This is a genomic window from Chryseolinea sp. H1M3-3 (assembly GCF_029360725.1).
Taxonomy (GTDB): Bacteria; Bacteroidota; Bacteroidia; order Cytophagales; family Cyclobacteriaceae; genus Chryseolinea.
Genome location: NZ_JARKMY010000010.1, coordinates 454,305 through 472,247 on the forward strand (window position 1 = coordinate 454,305; position 17,943 = coordinate 472,247).

12 protein-coding genes are annotated in these 17,943 nt (G+C 42.4%); 4 read left to right on the top strand and 8 right to left on the bottom strand.

Translation table 11 applies throughout. The annotated features are described in order from the left end of the window. The coding region (locus P2W71_RS18800; protein WP_276372859.1) for a hypothetical protein at window positions 1–2,532 on the bottom strand (2,532 nt) is incomplete at its 3' end. Between the two features lie 580 nt (window positions 2,533–3,112). Between P2W71_RS18800 and P2W71_RS18805 the strand changes: the two genes are divergently transcribed. After that, window positions 3,113–7,444, top strand: a complete 4,332-nt coding sequence (locus P2W71_RS18805; protein WP_276372860.1) for a hybrid sensor histidine kinase/response regulator — start codon at window positions 3,113–3,115, stop codon at window positions 7,442–7,444. A gap of 31 nt (window positions 7,445–7,475) precedes the next feature. On the opposite strand, the gene P2W71_RS18810 is transcribed toward P2W71_RS18805, so the two are convergent. The 4 genes from P2W71_RS18810 to P2W71_RS18825 form a co-directional block, all read right to left on the bottom strand. Beyond that, a complete protein-coding gene (locus P2W71_RS18810; RefSeq protein WP_276372861.1) occupies window positions 7,476–8,234 on the bottom strand; it encodes a hypothetical protein in 759 nt (252 codons plus the stop codon). Window positions 8,235–8,412: 178 nt separating this feature from the next. Continuing rightward, window positions 8,413–9,153 carry a LytTR family DNA-binding domain-containing protein gene (locus tag P2W71_RS18815; RefSeq protein WP_276372862.1) on the bottom strand — a complete coding sequence of 247 codons (741 nt, stop codon included), beginning with the start codon at window positions 9,151–9,153 and terminating at the stop codon, window positions 8,413–8,415. Continuing rightward, window positions 9,146–11,290: a histidine kinase gene (locus tag P2W71_RS18820; protein WP_276372863.1), complete on the bottom strand. Its 2,145-nt coding sequence runs from the start codon at window positions 11,288–11,290 to the stop codon at window positions 9,146–9,148. Before P2W71_RS18820 ends, P2W71_RS18815 begins: the two co-directional genes overlap by 8 nt. Window positions 11,291–11,572: 282 nt before the next feature. After that, a complete protein-coding gene (locus tag P2W71_RS18825) occupies window positions 11,573–12,928 on the bottom strand; it encodes a vanadium-dependent haloperoxidase (RefSeq protein ID WP_276372864.1) in 1,356 nt (451 codons plus the stop codon). Between the two features lie 349 nt (window positions 12,929–13,277). Between P2W71_RS18825 and P2W71_RS18830 the strand changes: the two genes are divergently transcribed. Next, on the top strand, window positions 13,278–14,657 hold the full coding sequence (locus P2W71_RS18830) for an IPT/TIG domain-containing protein (protein ID WP_276372865.1): 1,380 nt from the start codon (window positions 13,278–13,280) through the stop codon (window positions 14,655–14,657). 122 nt (window positions 14,658–14,779) lie between these two features. Here P2W71_RS18830 and P2W71_RS18835 read toward each other — a convergent pair whose 3' ends face one another. From P2W71_RS18835 to P2W71_RS18845, 3 genes are read right to left on the bottom strand one after another with little or no spacing between them, the layout of a single operon-like run. Continuing rightward, window positions 14,780–15,274, bottom strand: coding sequence for an SRPBCC domain-containing protein (locus tag P2W71_RS18835; RefSeq protein WP_276372866.1), 495 nt, complete (start codon window positions 15,272–15,274; stop codon window positions 14,780–14,782). A 29-nt stretch (window positions 15,275–15,303) separates the two neighbouring features. Beyond that, complete coding sequence (locus P2W71_RS18840; protein WP_276372867.1) at window positions 15,304–15,801, bottom strand: isocitrate lyase/phosphoenolpyruvate mutase family protein; 498 nt, start codon at window positions 15,799–15,801, stop codon at window positions 15,304–15,306. Then, complete coding sequence (locus tag P2W71_RS18845; RefSeq protein WP_276372868.1) at window positions 15,768–16,037, bottom strand: isocitrate lyase/phosphoenolpyruvate mutase family protein; 270 nt, start codon at window positions 16,035–16,037, stop codon at window positions 15,768–15,770. The genes P2W71_RS18840 and P2W71_RS18845 overlap by 34 nt, the downstream gene beginning before the upstream one ends. A gap of 531 nt (window positions 16,038–16,568) precedes the next feature. Here P2W71_RS18845 and P2W71_RS18850 point away from each other — a divergent pair. Both P2W71_RS18850 and P2W71_RS18855 read left to right on the top strand, forming a co-directional pair. Next, window positions 16,569–16,718 (top strand): hypothetical protein, encoded by a 150-nt coding sequence (locus tag P2W71_RS18850; protein WP_276372869.1) that lies wholly within the window; start codon window positions 16,569–16,571, stop codon window positions 16,716–16,718. 704 nt (window positions 16,719–17,422) lie between these two features. After that, window positions 17,423–17,917 carry a DinB family protein gene (locus P2W71_RS18855; RefSeq protein WP_276372870.1) on the top strand — a complete coding sequence of 165 codons (495 nt, stop codon included), beginning with the start codon at window positions 17,423–17,425 and terminating at the stop codon, window positions 17,915–17,917. Window positions 17,918–17,943 lie beyond the last annotated feature (26 nt).

Sequence of the window (17,943 nt, forward strand, 5' to 3'; positions counted from 1 at the left end):
ATTAACTGTGACAGGAATTGTTAGCTGCCCGGAGAAAGTTGCGTTGGGCGTTATAGTAGTTCCACTGAACGTGTAGTTATTTCCACCGAAGACTTTTAAGGTGAATCCCGTGGGATAACTATTATCAGGATCGGTAACCGTTAAATGAGCAAGTTCGATGGACAGACTTCCGCCTTGATTCACGCTCAAGGGCTCTTGGCCAATAATTACTGGAGACTCGTTTTGTTTTTTGATCACATCGACCTTTAGATCAAAGCGATTGCTTTCGTTTTCTCCATCATTTACAGAAACGGGGACGGTTAACAGCCCAGAGAAATTTGCTGAGGGTGTAATCGTCGTTCCATTGAATGTATAGTTATTTCCACCAAAGACTTTTAACGTAAATCCGGTGGGGTAACTATTGTCGGGATCGGTAACGGTTAAGTGAGCAAGTTCAATCGTAAGACTTCCGCCTTGATTCACGCTCAATGGTTGTTGGCCAATGATTACTGGCGGCTCGTTTTGTTTTTTAATCACATCGACTTTCAGGTCGAAGCGATTGCTTTCGTTTTCACCATCATTCACTGAAACGGGAATCGTTAACTCTCCCGAGAAATTTGCATCTGGCGTTATCGTTGTTCCACTGAACGTATAGTTATTTCCTCCAAAGACTTTTAAGGTGAATTCAGTGGGATAACTATTATCAGGATCGGTAACCGTTAGGTGACCAAGTTCGATGGTAAGACTTCCGCCTTGATTTACGCTCAAGGCTTCTTGGCCAATGATTACTGGAGGCTCGTTTTGTTTTTTAATCACATCGACTTTTAGGTCGAAGCGATTGCTTTCGTTTTCACCATCATTCACAGAAACGGGAATCGTTAACTGCCCAGAGAAGTTTGCATCCGGCGTTATAGTAGTTCCGTTGAACGTATAGTTATTTCCACCAAAGATTTTTAATGTAAATCCGGTGGGGTAACTATTGTCGGGATCGGTAACGGTTAAGTGAGCAAGCTCAATCGTAAGACTTCCGCCTTGATTCACGCTCATTGTTTGTTGGCTAGTGATGATGGGAGGTTCATTTTGTTTTTTAATCACATCGACTTTTAGGTCGAAGCGATTGCTTTCGTTTTCACCATCATTCACAGAAACGGGAATCGTTAACTGCCCAGAGAAGTTTGCTGAGGGCGTTATCGTTGTTCCACTGAACGTATAATTATTTCCACCAAAGACTTTTAACGTGAATCCAGTGGGGTAACTATTGTCGGGATCGGTAACGGTTAAGTGAGCAAGCTCAATGGTAAGACTTCCGCCTTGATTCACACTCAACGGTTGTTGGCCAGTGATGAGTGGCGGCTCGTTTTGTTTTTTAATCACATTGACTTTCAGGTCGAAGCGATTGCTTTCGTTTTCTCCATCATTAACTGTGACAGGAATTGTTAGCTGCCCGGAGAAATTTGATGCTGGCGTAACTGTCGTTCCACTGAACGTGTAGTTATTTCCGCCAAAGACTTTTAACGTAAATCCTGTGGGATAACTATTATCAGGGTCGGTAACCGTTAAGTGACCAAGTTCGATGGTAAGGCTTCCGCCTTGATCCACACTCAACGGTTGTTGGCCAGTGATGACGGGAGGCTCGTTTTGTTTTTTAATCACATCGACTTTCAGGTCGAAGCGATTGCTTTCGTTTTCTCCATCATTAACTGTGACAGGAATTGTTAGCTGCCCGGAGAAATTTGATGCTGGCGTAACTGTCGTTCCACTGAACGTGTAGTTATTTCCGCCAAAGACTTTTAACGTAAATCCTGTGGGATAACTATTATCAGGGTCGGTAACCGTTAAGTGACCAAGTTCGATGGTAAGGCTTCCGCCTTGATCCACACTCAATGGTTGTTGGCCACTGATGACGGGAGGCTCGTTTTGTTTTTTAATCACATCGACTTTTAGGTCGAAGCGATTGCTTTCGTTTTCACCATCATTCACAGAAACGGGAATCGTTAACTGCCCAGAGAAATTTCCTGACGGTGTTATTGTCGTTCCACTGACCGTATAGTTATTTCCTCCAAAGACTGTTAATGTAAAATCCGTGGGGTAAGTATTATCAGGATCAGTAACGGTCAAGTGAGCAAGTTCGATGGTAAGGTTTCCGTCTTGTTCGACACTCAGGGATTGTTGGCCCGTGATGACAGGAGCCTGGCTTTGAGCTGCCTCGACGTTGATCTGAAGGTCGAATTTGTCACTTTTATTCTTTCCGTCACTTACCCGCACCGCCACGGAAAGCAGCCCCTCAAACCCTTGATCTGGGGTAACCGTTGTGCCCTGCACCTTATAATCTTTTCCGCCACTAACCTCAAGAGAAAAGCCTTCGGGAAAGACAGGCGTGGGATCTTCGTCAGTGACAATAAGATTGCTTAATTCAATAGTGATGGAACTGCCCGCATTCGAATTCAGCGGTGAAGGTGTCTGTCCAATGATCTCGGGCTTAGAGTTATTCTGACAAAATGAACGATAGCAAACCAGAAGCAAGATGATCATTGCCAAACAAAAGCGGCTCATGGGTAGGAGTTATATTTTCCTTACCTAAAATGTATGCCAACGGAAAAAGCGAATTAGCGAGGCAAATGTCAGGACCGCATGTTCAAAGTGTTCCCACCGCTGAGGACATTCCTCCACATCAAATTTCCTCAAATGATAAATGGTCCGATTTGCTTATGATCACCTTATCGCTTGTTGAGGGTTGATGTCCTCATCATTCGTTCGAGGTTTCAATGATAATCCGAACCAGTACTTAAAATGACAACCCGAAATAGACCGGAGAAAATTCTGCTATAGATGTTGATAGCAAACTGAGGGCAGCAAAAAAACAAATTCCCTGACAGGGTTATCCCTGAGATATCAGGGTGTAACGTGATGTCCCTTATTCAATATCGCGGCCGCCACAAACAATGCATTCTCTTTATCTGCTTGGTGCAGTATTTTTTGGGAGACATTATTTTTTTAATAACAGAATACACATTACATGAGGTATTTATTGGGTGGCAACGAAAATTAAAGTCTGATTCTTCTAATGATCTTTAGAATGCGATAATCGCCTAAAAGTATACATGTCACTCCCAATTCATACGATGGATGTAAAATGAAAGTCTATCGAAAAAATATTAAAAACCTCCTTAGCATAAGTGCAAACGCCGTCGGAGATAACCATAAAGCCGCTCTTGCGGCACACGGCTGCCGACTTCATACCTATGTAAAATTTCTAATTCCGGTACTCTTACAATTCATCGCGCTGTTTTCCAACGCACAACAGAAAAGTTTCTTATTTGATCATTTAACATCAAAGGATGGTCTTTCCCAAGGCAATGTTTTGGATATCGTCGAGGATAAATTCGGTTTTATTTGGATTGGTTCAGAAGATGGTCTTAACCTCTATAACGGCTATAGTTTCACCGTCTTTAGAAATAGTCACAAGGATTCCACGTCCATCAGCAATAACACCGTTTTCTCTATTGTTGAAGATGGAGATGGAAACCTCTGGGTAGGAACACAAAACGGTTTAAATTTCTACAATCGAAAACTAAATACCTTTCAGCATTTCAAACACGATCCGGAAAATGCATTTTCATTAAGCGACAACGTTGTCTACGCCATATTAATTGACGCTCGCGGGAATCTGTGGGTCGGTACCTCGAATGGCTTAAATTATTATGACAAAAGTCAAAAACAGTTTACCCGCTTTTTTCATGATCCATTAAATCCCAACTCGATTGCGAATAACGACATACAAAGCATCATTGAAGACGATAATAAAACGATATGGATCGGGACCAATGGCGGTTTAAGCAAGCTCAGCCCAGACAGGAAAACCTTTAAAAACTATAAACACAATTCGAATGACCCTTCAAGCTTAAGCAGTGATGTTACAAGAACTTTATTCATAGATCGCAATAACACGCTTTGGGTAGGAACTTTCGATCAGGGTCTCAATTGCATGAACGAGGATGGCACATTCACCCATTATCATTCGAACGAGGATGATTCAACGAGCCTTTCCGACCCGTTTGTTCGAAGCATTAGCGAAAGCAAAGATGGTGAACTTTGGGTAGCTACAGACGATGGATTGAATTTGTTTGACAGTAAAACAAAAAAGTTTAGACATATTTCACCAGAGGCGAAGTCACCCATGCATCTTAACAACAATAGTCTTTTTTCAAAAATAATATTTGATAAACACGACCGGTTGTGGGTTGGATCTCGGTATGGTCGAATACATACCTATGACAAAGGAAAAAGTATGTTTAAACTTTTTCAATATGATAAAGAAAATAGAAGCGGAATGAACGGCAATAGTGCGACATCCTTTGCCGAAGATTCCACTGGCTTTTGGGTTGCCGTCGACCGATGTGGCTTAAATTATTATAATAGAAAAACAGAAAAATTCACTTACATCGTCCACGATCGGCTCAATAAAAATTCCCCATCGAGTAACAAAATGCTTGCCCTTGAATCTGATGTGTCAGGAGGGTTATGGATTGGTTATTGGAACACGGGCCTGGACTTTTATGATACCAAAACGAAAAAATTTAAACATTTTACTCATGATCCGAAGGACCCCAGAAGCTTAAGCGACAATAACGTTTTCGATGTACTCCGTGATAGCAAGGGAAATATTTGGGTTGCGACGTTCGGAAATGGCATTAATAAATACAACCGGTCCACGGACGATTTTACTCGCTACACACATGATATAAAGAATCCGAACTCAATTACGGGGAGCGCGATTATTTATTTGCTTGAAGATCATTTAGGAAAAATCTGGATCGCCAGCAGACAACAAGGGCTCGATATGTTTGATCCTGAAACTGGCATATTTACGCATTACAAATCGAGCAACAAACCGGGGGCATTGTCGGAGAATGCGATTTTTTCCTTGTATGAGGATTCAGAAAACAATCTTTGGGTAGGAACGAACGGTGGAGGTCTGAATCTATTCGACCGCAAGACAAAAACGTTTAAGGCATTTCGTGAAAGTGATGGTTTGCCGAATGACGCCATTCAGGGAATTCTGGAGGACAATCAAAAAAACATCTGGGTGAGCACCAACAAGGGATTATGCAGGTTCGATTACAAACGCAATATATTTAAGAGTTACAATGAAGGCAATGGATTGCAGGGAGATCACTTCAATCGATGGGCTTTTCGAAAACTTTCCACGGGTGAACTTTTGTTTGGCGGGAACAATGGTTTTAACCTGTTCGACCCAGCGACTATTGAAAGTAATTCGTTCGTACCTCCGGTATATATTACGGACTTCAAATTATTTAATAAGTCGGTCCGTGTAGGTGCAAACGAGATACTGAAGGAAAACATCCTTCTCTCGAAAGAAATAACATTAAGCCATGAACAAAATTTCTTTTCTATCGAATTTGCCGCGTTGAATTACCGTCAACCGGAACAAAATCAATACAAATACATTTTAGAAGGTCTTCAAAACGAATGGGTCGATGCTGGAAAAGACCGCAAGGCGTACTATACCAACATTCTCCCTGGCGAGTATACGTTTCGCGTTATAGGCTCCAACAACGATGGTCTATGGAATAACGAGGGGGCTGTACTAAAAATAATTGTTACCCCGCCCTTTTGGAATACAGGATGGTTTAAAGGTATTTTTGTCTTGAGTGTCGTTGCCGGAGCCATTTCATTTTACCGTTTACGAATGAATGCAATCAAATCCCAAAAGATTGCACTTGAGCAGCAGGTAAAAGAACGTACATCGGAGGTTGTGAAACAAAAAGAGATTCTGGAAACTCAATCTAAAAGATTACAATCCATTAATAAAGCACTAAAGTCACAGGAGGCAGAGCTGCTGCTTCGTCAAAAAGAGGCTGAAGAATCGAAAAAAGAAGCTGAACAAGCAAACCAGGCAAAAAGTATTTTCCTAGCTACGATGAGTCATGAAATCCGCACACCCATGAACGGTGTAATCGGGATGGCTGAGTTATTATCTGAAACGTCACAGACGAGTGAACAGGAAACATATACAGAAACGATAAAAAGTTGTGGAGAAAGTCTGCTTACCGTCATCAACGATATCCTCGACTTCTCAAAAATTGAATCGGGTAACCTTGAATTAGAGAAAAATGATTTTAATTTAAGGACGTGTGTGGAAGAGGCGCTTGACGTGTTTGGCACCAAGGCTTCCAGAATCGGACTAGACTTGCTCTATGAAATTGATCCTAATGTTCCCACGTGTATCAGTGGAGACGTATTGAGATTACGGCAGGTAATTTTAAATCTTATAAGCAATGCCATAAAATTCACAAACAAGGGAGAAATATTTCTGGGCATACACCTGGTGAAAGGTTCAGAACAAGAGTTAGAGTTGGCTTTCAAAATTCAGGATACGGGAATTGGAATTCCTGCGAATAAAATTGACCGTCTTTTTAAAGCATTCTCGCAGGTGGATTCATCAACCACACGTAAATATGGTGGTACTGGATTAGGACTGGTGATTTGTGAAAAGCTGGTTGGCTTAATGGGCGGCTCTATTGCTGTTGAAAGTACCTTAGGGGTTGGCACCATTTTTACCTTCACAATAAAAACGCAGCCAGGCAAGCAGATCGTCAATGTAAGTCCCAACATTGACGATGTGGCTGGAAAGAAGATATTGATCATTGACGATAATTCAACCAATAGAAGTATTCTTAAAAGTAAACTTGAGCAATGGAATCTCCGGCCCACACTGGCTACGTCGGGCCACGAAGCGCTAGCGATCTTATCTGCGCACGCTGATTTTGATTTAGTTCTTACTGATTTTCAAATGCCTGAAATGGATGGCATGCAGGTGGCCCAACGTATTAAGGCTATACACCCAAATCTTCCCATCATCTTATTAAGTTCAATCGGAGACGAAAAATCAAAATCTCATCCTGAACTTTTTACGTATGTGCTAACGAAACCCGTTAAACATCATATCCTCCAGAAGCATGTTGTCGGTCAACTTACCGGCCAGCAAAATAAAATCGCCCGAGCGGATGTGACGGGAAAAAAATTATCAACCGAGTTTGCCACTTTGCACCCGTTAAATATTTTGGTTGCTGACGACAATGCCGTAAACCAGACACTTGCCGAGCGCACCTTAAATAAATTAGGTTACTCCATTACCAAGGCGATAAATGGGGAGGAGGTTTTGAAAGCAGTATCGCGCACTTCGTTCGATGTTATTTTAATGGATATCCAAATGCCTGTCATGGATGGCTTGGAAGCCACTGTTGCCATTCGTAAACAAAAAAGGGTTCAGCCGGTAATTATAGCGATGACGGCAAATGCCATGCAAGGCGATCGGGATACGTGTCTAGAAGCTGGCATGGACGATTATATCAGCAAGCCTGTGAAGCTTGAGATCCTTGTTGACGTACTAGAAAAATGGTCTCAACACTGTCAAATAAGGAAAACATCACCAGCTGCATAAATTATTCGAATTCGATTCCGCCGGTAGTTTCTCACATTACATATTCCCGACTGTTGTTAACCTTTCTCTTTATCTCCTGCATAACCACAAGCGGAGATTCTAACCGGCTATCACCTTTTCTAAATCTGATATAGTTTAGATAGTCTCTTTTAAATTCCTTTTCAAAGGCTGCTGCATTCCTGCCGCTTAAATCTTCAGTTGAATGCCCCATACGAGTTGGTTCCGTCAACCCAGACGAATACTCCTTTTTGTAATATTCAGTATACGTTTCAAAATTAGGTACTTGATAATTAACGTGACCAAATTCGTGCGATAAGGCAAAGAGTGCCTTACTAAAAAGCCAAACTTTGATGGAGACACTATGTTTACCGTACTCAGAAAAACATGCCTCTTTGTCTTCATCCGATTGTGCCATGTATGTTATACCGGCAGCCATTACTGACGCTTCTTCACGCGGTATGAATTTTACATAGATATCGGTGGGTATCCCGTTAGCATCTTTCATTGAGTCAATACGGTTGTAAAGACCTGGCGAAATAAGTTTAAACTGCGCTAGTAATTCTTCCGTTAACTCATAATACGACTGTTGCGCAATTAAAGTGTTTATCGTTGCTTTTATCCTTCGGCGTTCTGAGGTTGATAAATTATTACTCGTGTTAAGAATTTCATTATAATTTTTCAGCTGTTCGCGCACGTGATGAATATTTTTTTCATATCCGTTTCTCAATTTCGCCCACGCACTATTTAACGTAAGGAAAATTATAATCATTATAACGCTGTACTTTTTCATGACCTTTGGTGTTTTGGAGATTGATCTTGAAAATTGTTTACGCGTGAAAATTCTGCTGGGAGGATGCCGTTGAGCGCTCTACAATCCTGAGATTTAACTGGTGAAGATCACCGAGTGATTGCCGATGGAATGACAACCAAGATTAAAAGGTGTTACGAAAAAGCGTGGTTGAAAGAAATCAAAAGAATTTCAAGAGCGACGTTTTTCTGCTGCGCGATACATCTACCGTGCTGCCGTCGCTCATCATGAGGTAGCCGCCATCACCTCTGATGTATTTCGTTACTTCATTCATATTGACAATGTAGGAGTGATGCACCCGTATAAAGGAGGGGAACGACTCCAGCTGCTCCTCTACTTCTTTGAGTGTTCGACACGCCGTGATCTTTCTTTTGTTTTTGAGATGCAGGTAAGTATAGTTGTTGTCAGCCTCACAAGTTATTATATCATCGGCCTTCACCAATTCAAATCCTTCCACGATTGGCACTGCGATTTTTGTCAGGCCATGTTCTTTGTTCTGTATCTTATCTAACAACATGCGGAACTGTTCACCGGTAGGCAGGTGGTTGCTTGTCTGCACTTTCCGGACGGCTGCCACTAGCTCTTTTGGATCAATGGGTTTGAGTAAATAGTCCAAGGCGCTGAATCGTATTGCCTTGATTGCATATTTGTCGTAAGCGGTGGTGAAAATAACGGAGAATGGAATTTCATTAAACTGTTCAAGAAACTCAAATCCATTCATGGACGGCATTTCAACATCGAGAAAAACCAAGTCTGGCTTATGCTTCATGGTGGCATCAAGTCCCTGTTTTGCCGAAAGACACCGCTGTAGTATTTGCACTTCCGGACAAAACTTATTGAGAAGAATGCTGAGGGAGTCCAGGCAATGCGCCTCATCATCTATCAGAATTGCATTAATCATAGTTAACTGATATTTTGACGATTACTTCGGTACCCAACGCATTTCCTTCAGGAGAAACGAGATCATTGATTGTGACCCCGAGTCCATTACCATTCATCATAGCAATGCGGTCGGCCGTGATTTTGGAGCCTAAGGACTTTTTGCGAATACCGTATGGGTTGCTAATCATCGCTGATTTATTCCGGCCGACACCATCGTCGGTGATTCTAAAAAATAAATAACCATTCTCTTCACACACATTTATTTCTAAATGGCCTTTTTCTTCCTTATGGGTCAATCCATGCCAGATTGCATTTTCAGCGTAAGGTTGAATAATTAAAGGAGGAACCTTCAACGCGAAAACATCCAGGTCGGCCGGCAGCGTAATCTTATACTCGAACCTGTTTTCAAGACGCAACGCTTCCAGTTCGAGATATAACTCCAACGACTCCAATTCGCTCTCCAGTGATATCATCGACACCTGCGCATTCTGCAAAATTAACCGTACCAGTTTGGAAAATTTAATAAGATATTCCGAGGCCTGCTCACTGTTGTTTTGTAAAATGAACCGGTTGATAGAGTTCAATGAATTGAAAATAAAGTGCGGATTCATCTGAGCGCGAAGTGCCTGCATTTCAAGTTCGGCTGCCTTCTGCTGAAATTCCGCCTTTGTTCGTGCATTCTCAAATGTTTGCATTTTTAATTCGTTTTCAGCCAACTCACGCTGGTGTTTTTCAGATCTTCTTTTCAGCAAAATATTCCGGAACACGATCAGTCCCATTCCCAGAAGAAAAATGATGCAAACAATTAGAAAATATTTTTGAAGTGAGTACTGATTCAATTGCATTTCCTGCAATTGCTTTTCTTTCGTTAACCTAACGATACCTGCCTGGGCTTTTTCAGTCTCAATCTCCGATCTGAAGAATGCCAGTTTTTGTTCGGCCTGATCTGCATCAATTGTATCCTTTAAAGCAGTGTATCTTCTCAGATGGTGATAGGCGCTGTCATTTTTTTGTTGCGTATCAAAGAGCTTATAAAGCATAAAATGTGCATCGCGGACATATTGCCTGGCTCCCGTTTCATTCGCAAGACGCAAAAGTTTGTAAGCGCTTTGCAAAGCTGTTGAACTATTTTTCTTTCCCTCGTGGGCCTTTACAAGTCTGAGCAGCGTCCACATTACCTGGTTTCGGTCTGTTACACTTTCAAAATAAATCAGCGCATTGCTCAAATACTGTATGGCTAAATCATATTGTTCCCGCGCAATATATATTTCGGCCATCCGTGAGTTTGGCCAGCTGTTTTGTTTGAATTCTTCCGTCATCCCTGAAACCGATGTCATTTTTTTATTGTGATTGCGCAAAAGTTCGTAGCAGAAAATCGCAGAATCATATTGTTTCAATAAATAAAAGGTTTCACCGATGTAGGTATACATTCGCAATACACCGCCACGGGCTTTAACAATGTTATGCGCCTCCCTGCAGTACTCGAGCGCAGTCTTATGATCACCCGCAGAATTATAAAGAATTGCTATTGCGATAAATCCCCTGGGATCACTACTGGGCTTCCGCCATAACGGGAGTCCTTTCATACAATATTCGATCGAACTTTTATACTGGCCTCTTTCAGTTTCCACAGCACCCATGGCAGCATATAGTAAACCAAGTAAGTTGTTATCGCCAATTTTAAGGGCAAGTTTTTCTGCATTCTTATAACTTGCCAAGGCCTCGTCAAAACTACCCTGCGCCCACTTTGCAAGACCCAGCAGTTCGTACGATTTTGCCAATTGGAATTTCTCCTGATCCCTTATTCCTTCTAGCAAGGCAACAGCCTTAGCGCAGTATTTCTCCATCGCTGGATAAGTCCCTACAATTCGTTCATTCAATCCCAAATTGTAATAAGCCACTGCTTTTCCCTTTGTGAAGTTTATTCTTTCAGCTTCCAAAATTGCTTTGGATGCAAACAGCACGGCGCTGTCGGTGTGGATTTCTATGTATGAACGACAGAGTTCGTTCAGACCATTAACAAGGCTGGTATCTTTTAAGGTAGGCAGAAGTTTTTTTAAACCATCGATCTTTTCACGCTGCCCCAAACACTCAACACAGAGCGGAACCTGAATGATGAACAGGACCAGGTATTTTGCAAGCGTCTTTTTATTCATGGTTCACAAGAATAAGAACAACAATAATTCTCTATCGTCTACCTTAATGCCCAACGTACAGGTTGATGAAGCTTGAATGGATGGCTGGTTTGAGGGACATAAAAGTCTGCAAGGTTTACGGTTTAATACTATGCATTGTTACAGCTCTTTCAGATCACCCAGGTTTTCTTTGTTGCACCCAGGTTTTCTATATTACTAATTAGGCGAAAAAATAACGTTTTTGAAAGGTATGAAGGCCCGTTGTTCCGGGCCTTCTTGGAAACACCTTGTTTTAAATTTCCATTAACGTACCAATTGAAGCGCATTTACTTCCTGCCCAATTTGTTTACCCAAATGTAAACCGGCATCAATTGAAGGCAGATAATGAATACCACCATAGTTTCGGGATATACCACATTCCTCGGCGGCGGCGTTAAAGGAAGCGAATGTTCTTGGGCCTCCATATTTCGATCCATGCGTATTATCGGTGAAGGAAAAGTTTTCTCCGAATAATCCAGTCATGGTTTGCATAAACGACTGGGTGAGAAAAGCGTGTGCTGCCGGATACTCTGGATGAGGAGGAGTTCCTATTAGAGGAGCCCAGTCAGCATTTATGACTTTTTTGATATAGGTAACAGGTCTCAACATATTGTATTTGTATTTGGATCTAAAGCCAACGATGGCTGCGTCATTCAGTGCGATACCTGTTTTTGCATAAGCGATGGCTGTTTTCGCGAGATCACTTTTCTTTTGTTTTAGTATCTGCGTAAGTATGGCAACCGAATGTCCCGGAGGTGTATATCCGACGCCTACACCAACATCGTTCCAATAGAGCGCAATATTTTTTTGTTCCTGTGTGAGGGATTGAGAAAGATCATGCATAGCTTTTTCCATTTTATAAAAATCTGAAGCTGGGTCTTCGGAATAGGCGTATACGAAAGGAGGAACAACTCTTTGTAAATTCTGTACTAAGAATGGACGAGTGTTTCCGAAATACGGCGAAATTCCATTGGCAAATGCAGGTGGTGTCGGCTCCCATGCGCCGGGAAATACGGGCGGTACATACCCGGTATTGCCTAGATTACTATTATCAGTTTTCGACCAGGCTATCACGGCATCTGCAATCGCATGACCAAAAGCCTGTGAACGGACGAATACAGCGGATGCAACGCCTGGCCTAAGCGACTCGTTGTACGCTGCTTCCAGGGAATCAATGTGTTGTTTATTCGAGGTAACAACCGTTTCAGGATAGAAAGCAGCTACCAGCTTTGCCATGGCTGCATTTGCCGTAACCTCCCATGAATAGCCGTTATTATTTTCCTTTTGAGGCATAGGCGGCATTTGATAAAGCCTTTGACTTAAGCTAATGGAATTGTTGATACCTGGTCTTACCGATTCATAAAGACCGATTCCAACGTATCCCCACGCGCGACTTAATAGAATTGGATTGACTGGTGGATTAGCTTTGAGGATCATCTCCAATTGCAGGTCGTACCAGGCAGTGGCTACCGCACCACTGGAACGACTGGCTCCACCGGGCTTGCCTCCTCCCTCACCATAGACATCATCATGATTTTTCTCGCAGCCCCCCATGAAGGCTGAGAAGGTCACCAGTAAGATTATTATGATAACCTGGTGCCAGCGATTTTTCTTTTTCATACAAATTGTTAAGAATAGTTAAAATGTGGTCTTATCAACGGGCAGGTTTCAATGAAAAATTGAGGCACTGTGTAGTTTACGCTCCGGGAGGGTAGTTGGCTAAAATGGTTGAGTCGTTTACATCCGCGTGGGTTCGGAGCAAGTGTTTATACCATGAGATGATCATTTGCCCATGTAAAAGAAGACACTCGACCTTCTAGCTTTTAATGTGTCTCCACGTTAGTCTATAATGCTGTTTCTACCGGGTGTTGATAGCATCGCAATAACAGTGTGTCAGCCATTGACCTAAATGGGTTATATCCATTGAGGAAACAATGAGTTACTCTTGTGAAGTAAAAACATCACTGCTATGAAATTCGCTTCCAGTTTCTATCCTTCGCGCATTGCCGGCGTCGCTATCATAACCGTCCTGATAATTTCATTATCGTGCGGTAGCGATCCGGAACCAAACGTTTTGCCAGTTTTGCCAGAGGTAAACGCTATCGCCCCAACTTCCGGCGAAAACAATACGCCGGTCGTTATTACTGGTACGAATTTCAGTGCAGTTCCTTCTGAAAACAAGGTAACTTTCAATGGAGTGGAGGCTATCGTGACGGCCGCTACAGCGACACAACTAAACACAACGGTGCCACCATCTGCGACGACCGGAGCTGTAGTGGTGAAGGTTCAGAATACTACTGCGGCAAATCAATTTGTATTTACTGTTGAATCGCCTGCACCTCAAGTCAATCAAATAGCGCCGGCTTTTGGCGTACCCAACACCTCGGTTGTTATAACCGGGATTAATTTCAGTACCGTTACCACAGAGAACAACGTAAGCTTCAATGGCAAAGAAGCTGCTGTCACTGCGGCGACGGCTACACAAATTACAGCTGTGGTACCGCTGTTATCTTCCACAGGACCGGTCGTTGTGTCGGTAAAAGGGAAGACTGCAGCGAATCAACCAGTGTTTACTGTCCTCGCTGTACCAGTATTGACAACTTCGGCAGTCACCGACATTGTTCTAACTACAGCTACTTGCGGCGGAAACATTACGAGTGAAGGAGGGTCCGCTGTTACTGCCCGCGGTATTTGCTGGAGCACGGCACCTTTGCCTACCATCGCTAATAGCAAAACGACCAATGGGTCTGGCTTAGGCGCGTTCACAAGTTCAATAACGGGACTAACGTTAGGCATTACCTACTATGTTCGGGCCTATGCGACAAGCAGTATTGGAACGGCGTATGGTGACCAGGTTACGTTTAAATCGCTTCCGATATTAGGGCAAACTTACCAGGGTGGAATTATTGCGTACATCTTTCAACTTGGAGATCCCGGTTACATAGAAGGCGAATCACACGGGCTTATCGTGGCTTCAGACGATCAAGGCAGTGCCTCCTCTTGGAGTGGTAACCCTGTTAACACGATAACTGGCGCAACCGGAACTGCATTAGGTACAGGAAAAACAAATACGCTTTCAATAATGGGAAGTATGGGCGGACCTTATCACGCGGCGAAAGCCTGTTTTGACTTGGTATCTGGAATTTATGAAGACTGGAATCTGCCAAGCAAAGATGAATTGAACAAGCTTTATGCAGGAAGGGCCGTCATCGGTAATATGTCCGCTGGCTATTACTGGAGTTCTACGGAAAGCACAACTACTGCATGGATACAAAACTTTTCTACTGGAGTACAATCGACCTACGCCAAGGGTGGTTCTTTCTATGTTCGCGCAGTGCGTTACTTTTAGTTTGCAAATGTTCTTATCAGTTTTTCGCTTGACTCTTCCCAAGGGAACAATTTTATGCGCAAGCCATGATTTTGGCCAGGATGTGCAAAATGAAGGACCCCAGTGCCATCAGATGCGTGTGTTCAGGAACGATGCTGCGTGGGCCATGGCCTTCCCATGCCGCTTTCACAAAATAATTTCAAGCTTCTCAGGAATTGGCCCCAGGTGTAACTGCATTCGGCGTACATAGAAGTATACGCTTTCCAATCATCATGTTGGAGCATCAAGAGGGTTACGTTATTGCCATTTTGTTGTTGCATCTGGTCTCCAATTTCAGGGTGCAACCTTAACAATGTTCTCTTATCACCAGCCTCAAGTTTGAAAGTCAACGTTGTGCCTATCCATTCGTCGGCTCCTGCAATACAAGTCCATTTAACCAGCTCAGGAGATTTTAGTTCCGTGATTTTCATTTCCTTAAAATAGGCGGGACCAAATCCAAAGCGTGCAATGCTACCGACCTCCGGTTTGGCATTGGTGTCGGGTGTCCACCAAGCAGACAATCCTTCCTGACGCGTAATGGCGCTATAAACTTTTTCAGCCGGTGCGGCGATAATTAACTCTTGACGAATGTTTGGCATTTTTGTGTGATTTTAATTTATGAACTAGCTTAAAGCAAATGCTCCTCAACAAAAACTCCTTTGGCAATTTCTTCCATCTCAGTATAGGTAGCTTTATATAGAAGTCCCGCCATACTGATACGCTTCACACCACAAACAGTTAGGGATGAAATAGAAGTGAACTTCGATATGCCTATCACGTTTACTGGCAAGGAAGTAGCTGTAACTATTTCTTTAACAACATCGGTGCTTTGTATTCCGGTTACGAAAAGCCCATCGGCACCTGCATCTTCATACATTCTTGCCCTTTTTATGGTTGTCTCAAGAGGTGACGGAAGATTTAATAAAAAAGCATCTGTTCTGGCGTTGATAAATAATTTCTGCCGGGTTTTGTCAAGATAGTTTTTTATACAAAACAGTTTGTTAAGATAAACCTCTTCGCCTTCAGTGTCTTCGATGTTTATGCCCACTACACCAAGGTCAATTATTTTTTGTATGTACGCTTTTAACGTTTCTAAATCTTGTGTGTAACCTCTTTCAATATCCACCGATAAGGGGATGTTAATACCGACTTAATCCTCTTGACAACGTATAGAAGTTCTTCAAAAGAAATTTGTTGCCCATCTTTATAGCCAAGAGAATCCGCGATCGCTCCGCTAGAGGTAGCCACTGCGTGATACCCCACCTTCTCGATTATTTGAGCGCTTTTAACATTCCACGAATTAGCAATCAATAATGGTTCAGGTTGGTGATGCAATTCGTAAAAGTTATCGAAGTGGTTCATACCATTATTATTTTAAAGAATCATTCAATCACTTGTGGATCGGTATTCAGCGAAGGTAATTTTGTGTTAGCCGGAAATGCTTTATCGACACAAAAATATTGTCCATATATGACTTCGTGGGGGTGTGGCCTGGACTTTATGAATGGTCATTTTAGACAATCTTTTCCAGAACGTTTGAATTTTTAGCTATACAGTTGCCGTGATCGGTTAACCCACAGCGGCTTAATGGCTAGTGTCACCGTTCCACTTATTTCTAAAACATTGCATATCAAAAAGCGATTACATCAATGTTGGCTCAGCAAACTGAAGCCATACAAAACGAGGATGATACCATACGCCTGCAGGTTGTAAAGGATGGCTACCTAAACTATAGATTACTGCAAATCAGAAAATCTTTATTCCCCCCGGTATCCATCGAGCACGTCGTGGGACGCGTCAAAATCAACAGGCATCATTTCCGAATTTGAATACGAAACAATTGAAGCGTGTGAAGGGGCATATGCGTCGCAACGGATGATAAATGGCAGTACCTTGCCGAAGATTATTGAGGATCTGTTTGCCCTAGATCCATCACAGATAGATCAGAAGCTAGTAAAACTTCGGCTGAAGTTTGTAGAGATGAGTGAGCAGGAGAAGACCTTACAGCAGCTATTAGAAGAAGCAATTAAGAAGACACGATGATATATCAAGTATCTAAATGGACAAATATCACCCTTGGACAACGCACGTTGCTATCTTGGATTGATGTCAAAAAAAGTTACGTGGCGCCGGCAACTATCTTCGGTTAATTCATCAATAATTTTTTCTTGTTTTAATATATGACATTTTTTCAGGTTTTATCAAAGAACCTGACTCTAGCTAAGGGTTGGTTATACGGTGGCTATACTGTCAGTATACTCCAGCCAACTTCACCCTTACCGGGGGCTGCCTATAAGCATGTCAGCACCCTTTATTATGAACGTAGCCAGCCTGGAAATTAATACGTGCACGAATAGATGAGCACCCTCAAAGAAGCTGTTCCAGCAAGTGAATTATTTCAAAGGTGAAGACCTGTGACATCGTAAGGCGACCGAGAGTTATTGTTGCACTAGGTTTTATTTTGACACTCAGGGCTTAGTGTCGTTCGTAGCTTTTTTATAGTACAGGGTCAGAAATAGTGCCTTAATGATAGCGGTTCAGGCCTGCGATGTTCAAGCGTAATTTTTTTATTTAATTGAGTGGATTTCAAGCTCGTTTATCTCGCTGTTTTCCTATCGCTCGGGGATTGTTCACCGGTGCGAGCAAAAACAAAGTACCGAAGGCAAAGAATTGGCATTTAGTTCACTATCGTTATTCTTTGTAAGTACTAAATTGAGTAAACTTGAAATAAAGCACTGAAAGATTTTATGGACCTCCAAAAACTCATCACACGTCTCCTCAAATACAACCTTTGGGCTAACGAACGTCTAACTGCGTGGTTGTTGACACAACACCCAAGCCTCCTTTATGAGAAGACAGGCTCAAGCTTTGGAACAATTGCTCACACGCTGCAACATATTCTATCAGGACAAAACTATTGGCATGGTATTATCGCCAAGGGGCAAATCAAAGAATACAATCAGCCCGTAGGAGAGAATGCCGCAGCGCAAATCATATCTGATCTTATTGTAAGCTCCCAACAATTGATCGACGACTTGTCAACATTAAATGACCAGCAATTAACTGAAAATATTCAGGCTTCTGACAGCAAGCAAAGTCGATACGAATATATTCTGCACGTGGTGAATCATGGTTCTTACCACCGCGGTCAGGTTGTTACCATGTGTCGTGCTTTGTCAATAAAAGAAGAAATTCCTGTAACCGACTATGATGGGTACCTTTGGTGGATAGAGAACATGTGACGACGGAACACTGATTAAGCTGTTAC

Excerpts from the sequence above, each read along its gene's own strand:
- P2W71_RS18805 (WP_276372860.1), top strand. The coding sequence starts at position 3,113 with ATGAAAGTCTATCGAAAAAATATTAAAAACCTCCTTAGCATAAGTGCA.
- P2W71_RS18810 (WP_276372861.1), bottom strand. The coding sequence starts at position 8,234 with ATGAAAAAGTACAGCGTTATAATGATTATAATTTTCCTTACGTTAAAT.
- P2W71_RS18815 (WP_276372862.1), bottom strand. The coding sequence starts at position 9,153 with ATGATTAATGCAATTCTGATAGATGATGAGGCGCATTGCCTGGACTCC.
- P2W71_RS18820 (WP_276372863.1), bottom strand. The coding sequence starts at position 11,290 with ATGAATAAAAAGACGCTTGCAAAATACCTGGTCCTGTTCATCATTCAG.
- P2W71_RS18825 (WP_276372864.1), bottom strand. The coding sequence starts at position 12,928 with ATGAAAAAGAAAAATCGCTGGCACCAGGTTATCATAATAATCTTACTG.
- P2W71_RS18830 (WP_276372865.1), top strand. The coding sequence starts at position 13,278 with ATGAAATTCGCTTCCAGTTTCTATCCTTCGCGCATTGCCGGCGTCGCT.
- P2W71_RS18835 (WP_276372866.1), bottom strand. The coding sequence starts at position 15,274 with ATGCCAAACATTCGTCAAGAGTTAATTATCGCCGCACCGGCTGAAAAA.
- P2W71_RS18845 (WP_276372868.1), bottom strand. The coding sequence starts at position 16,037 with ATGAACCACTTCGATAACTTTTACGAATTGCATCACCAACCTGAACCA.
- P2W71_RS18855 (WP_276372870.1), top strand. The coding sequence starts at position 17,423 with ATGGACCTCCAAAAACTCATCACACGTCTCCTCAAATACAACCTTTGG.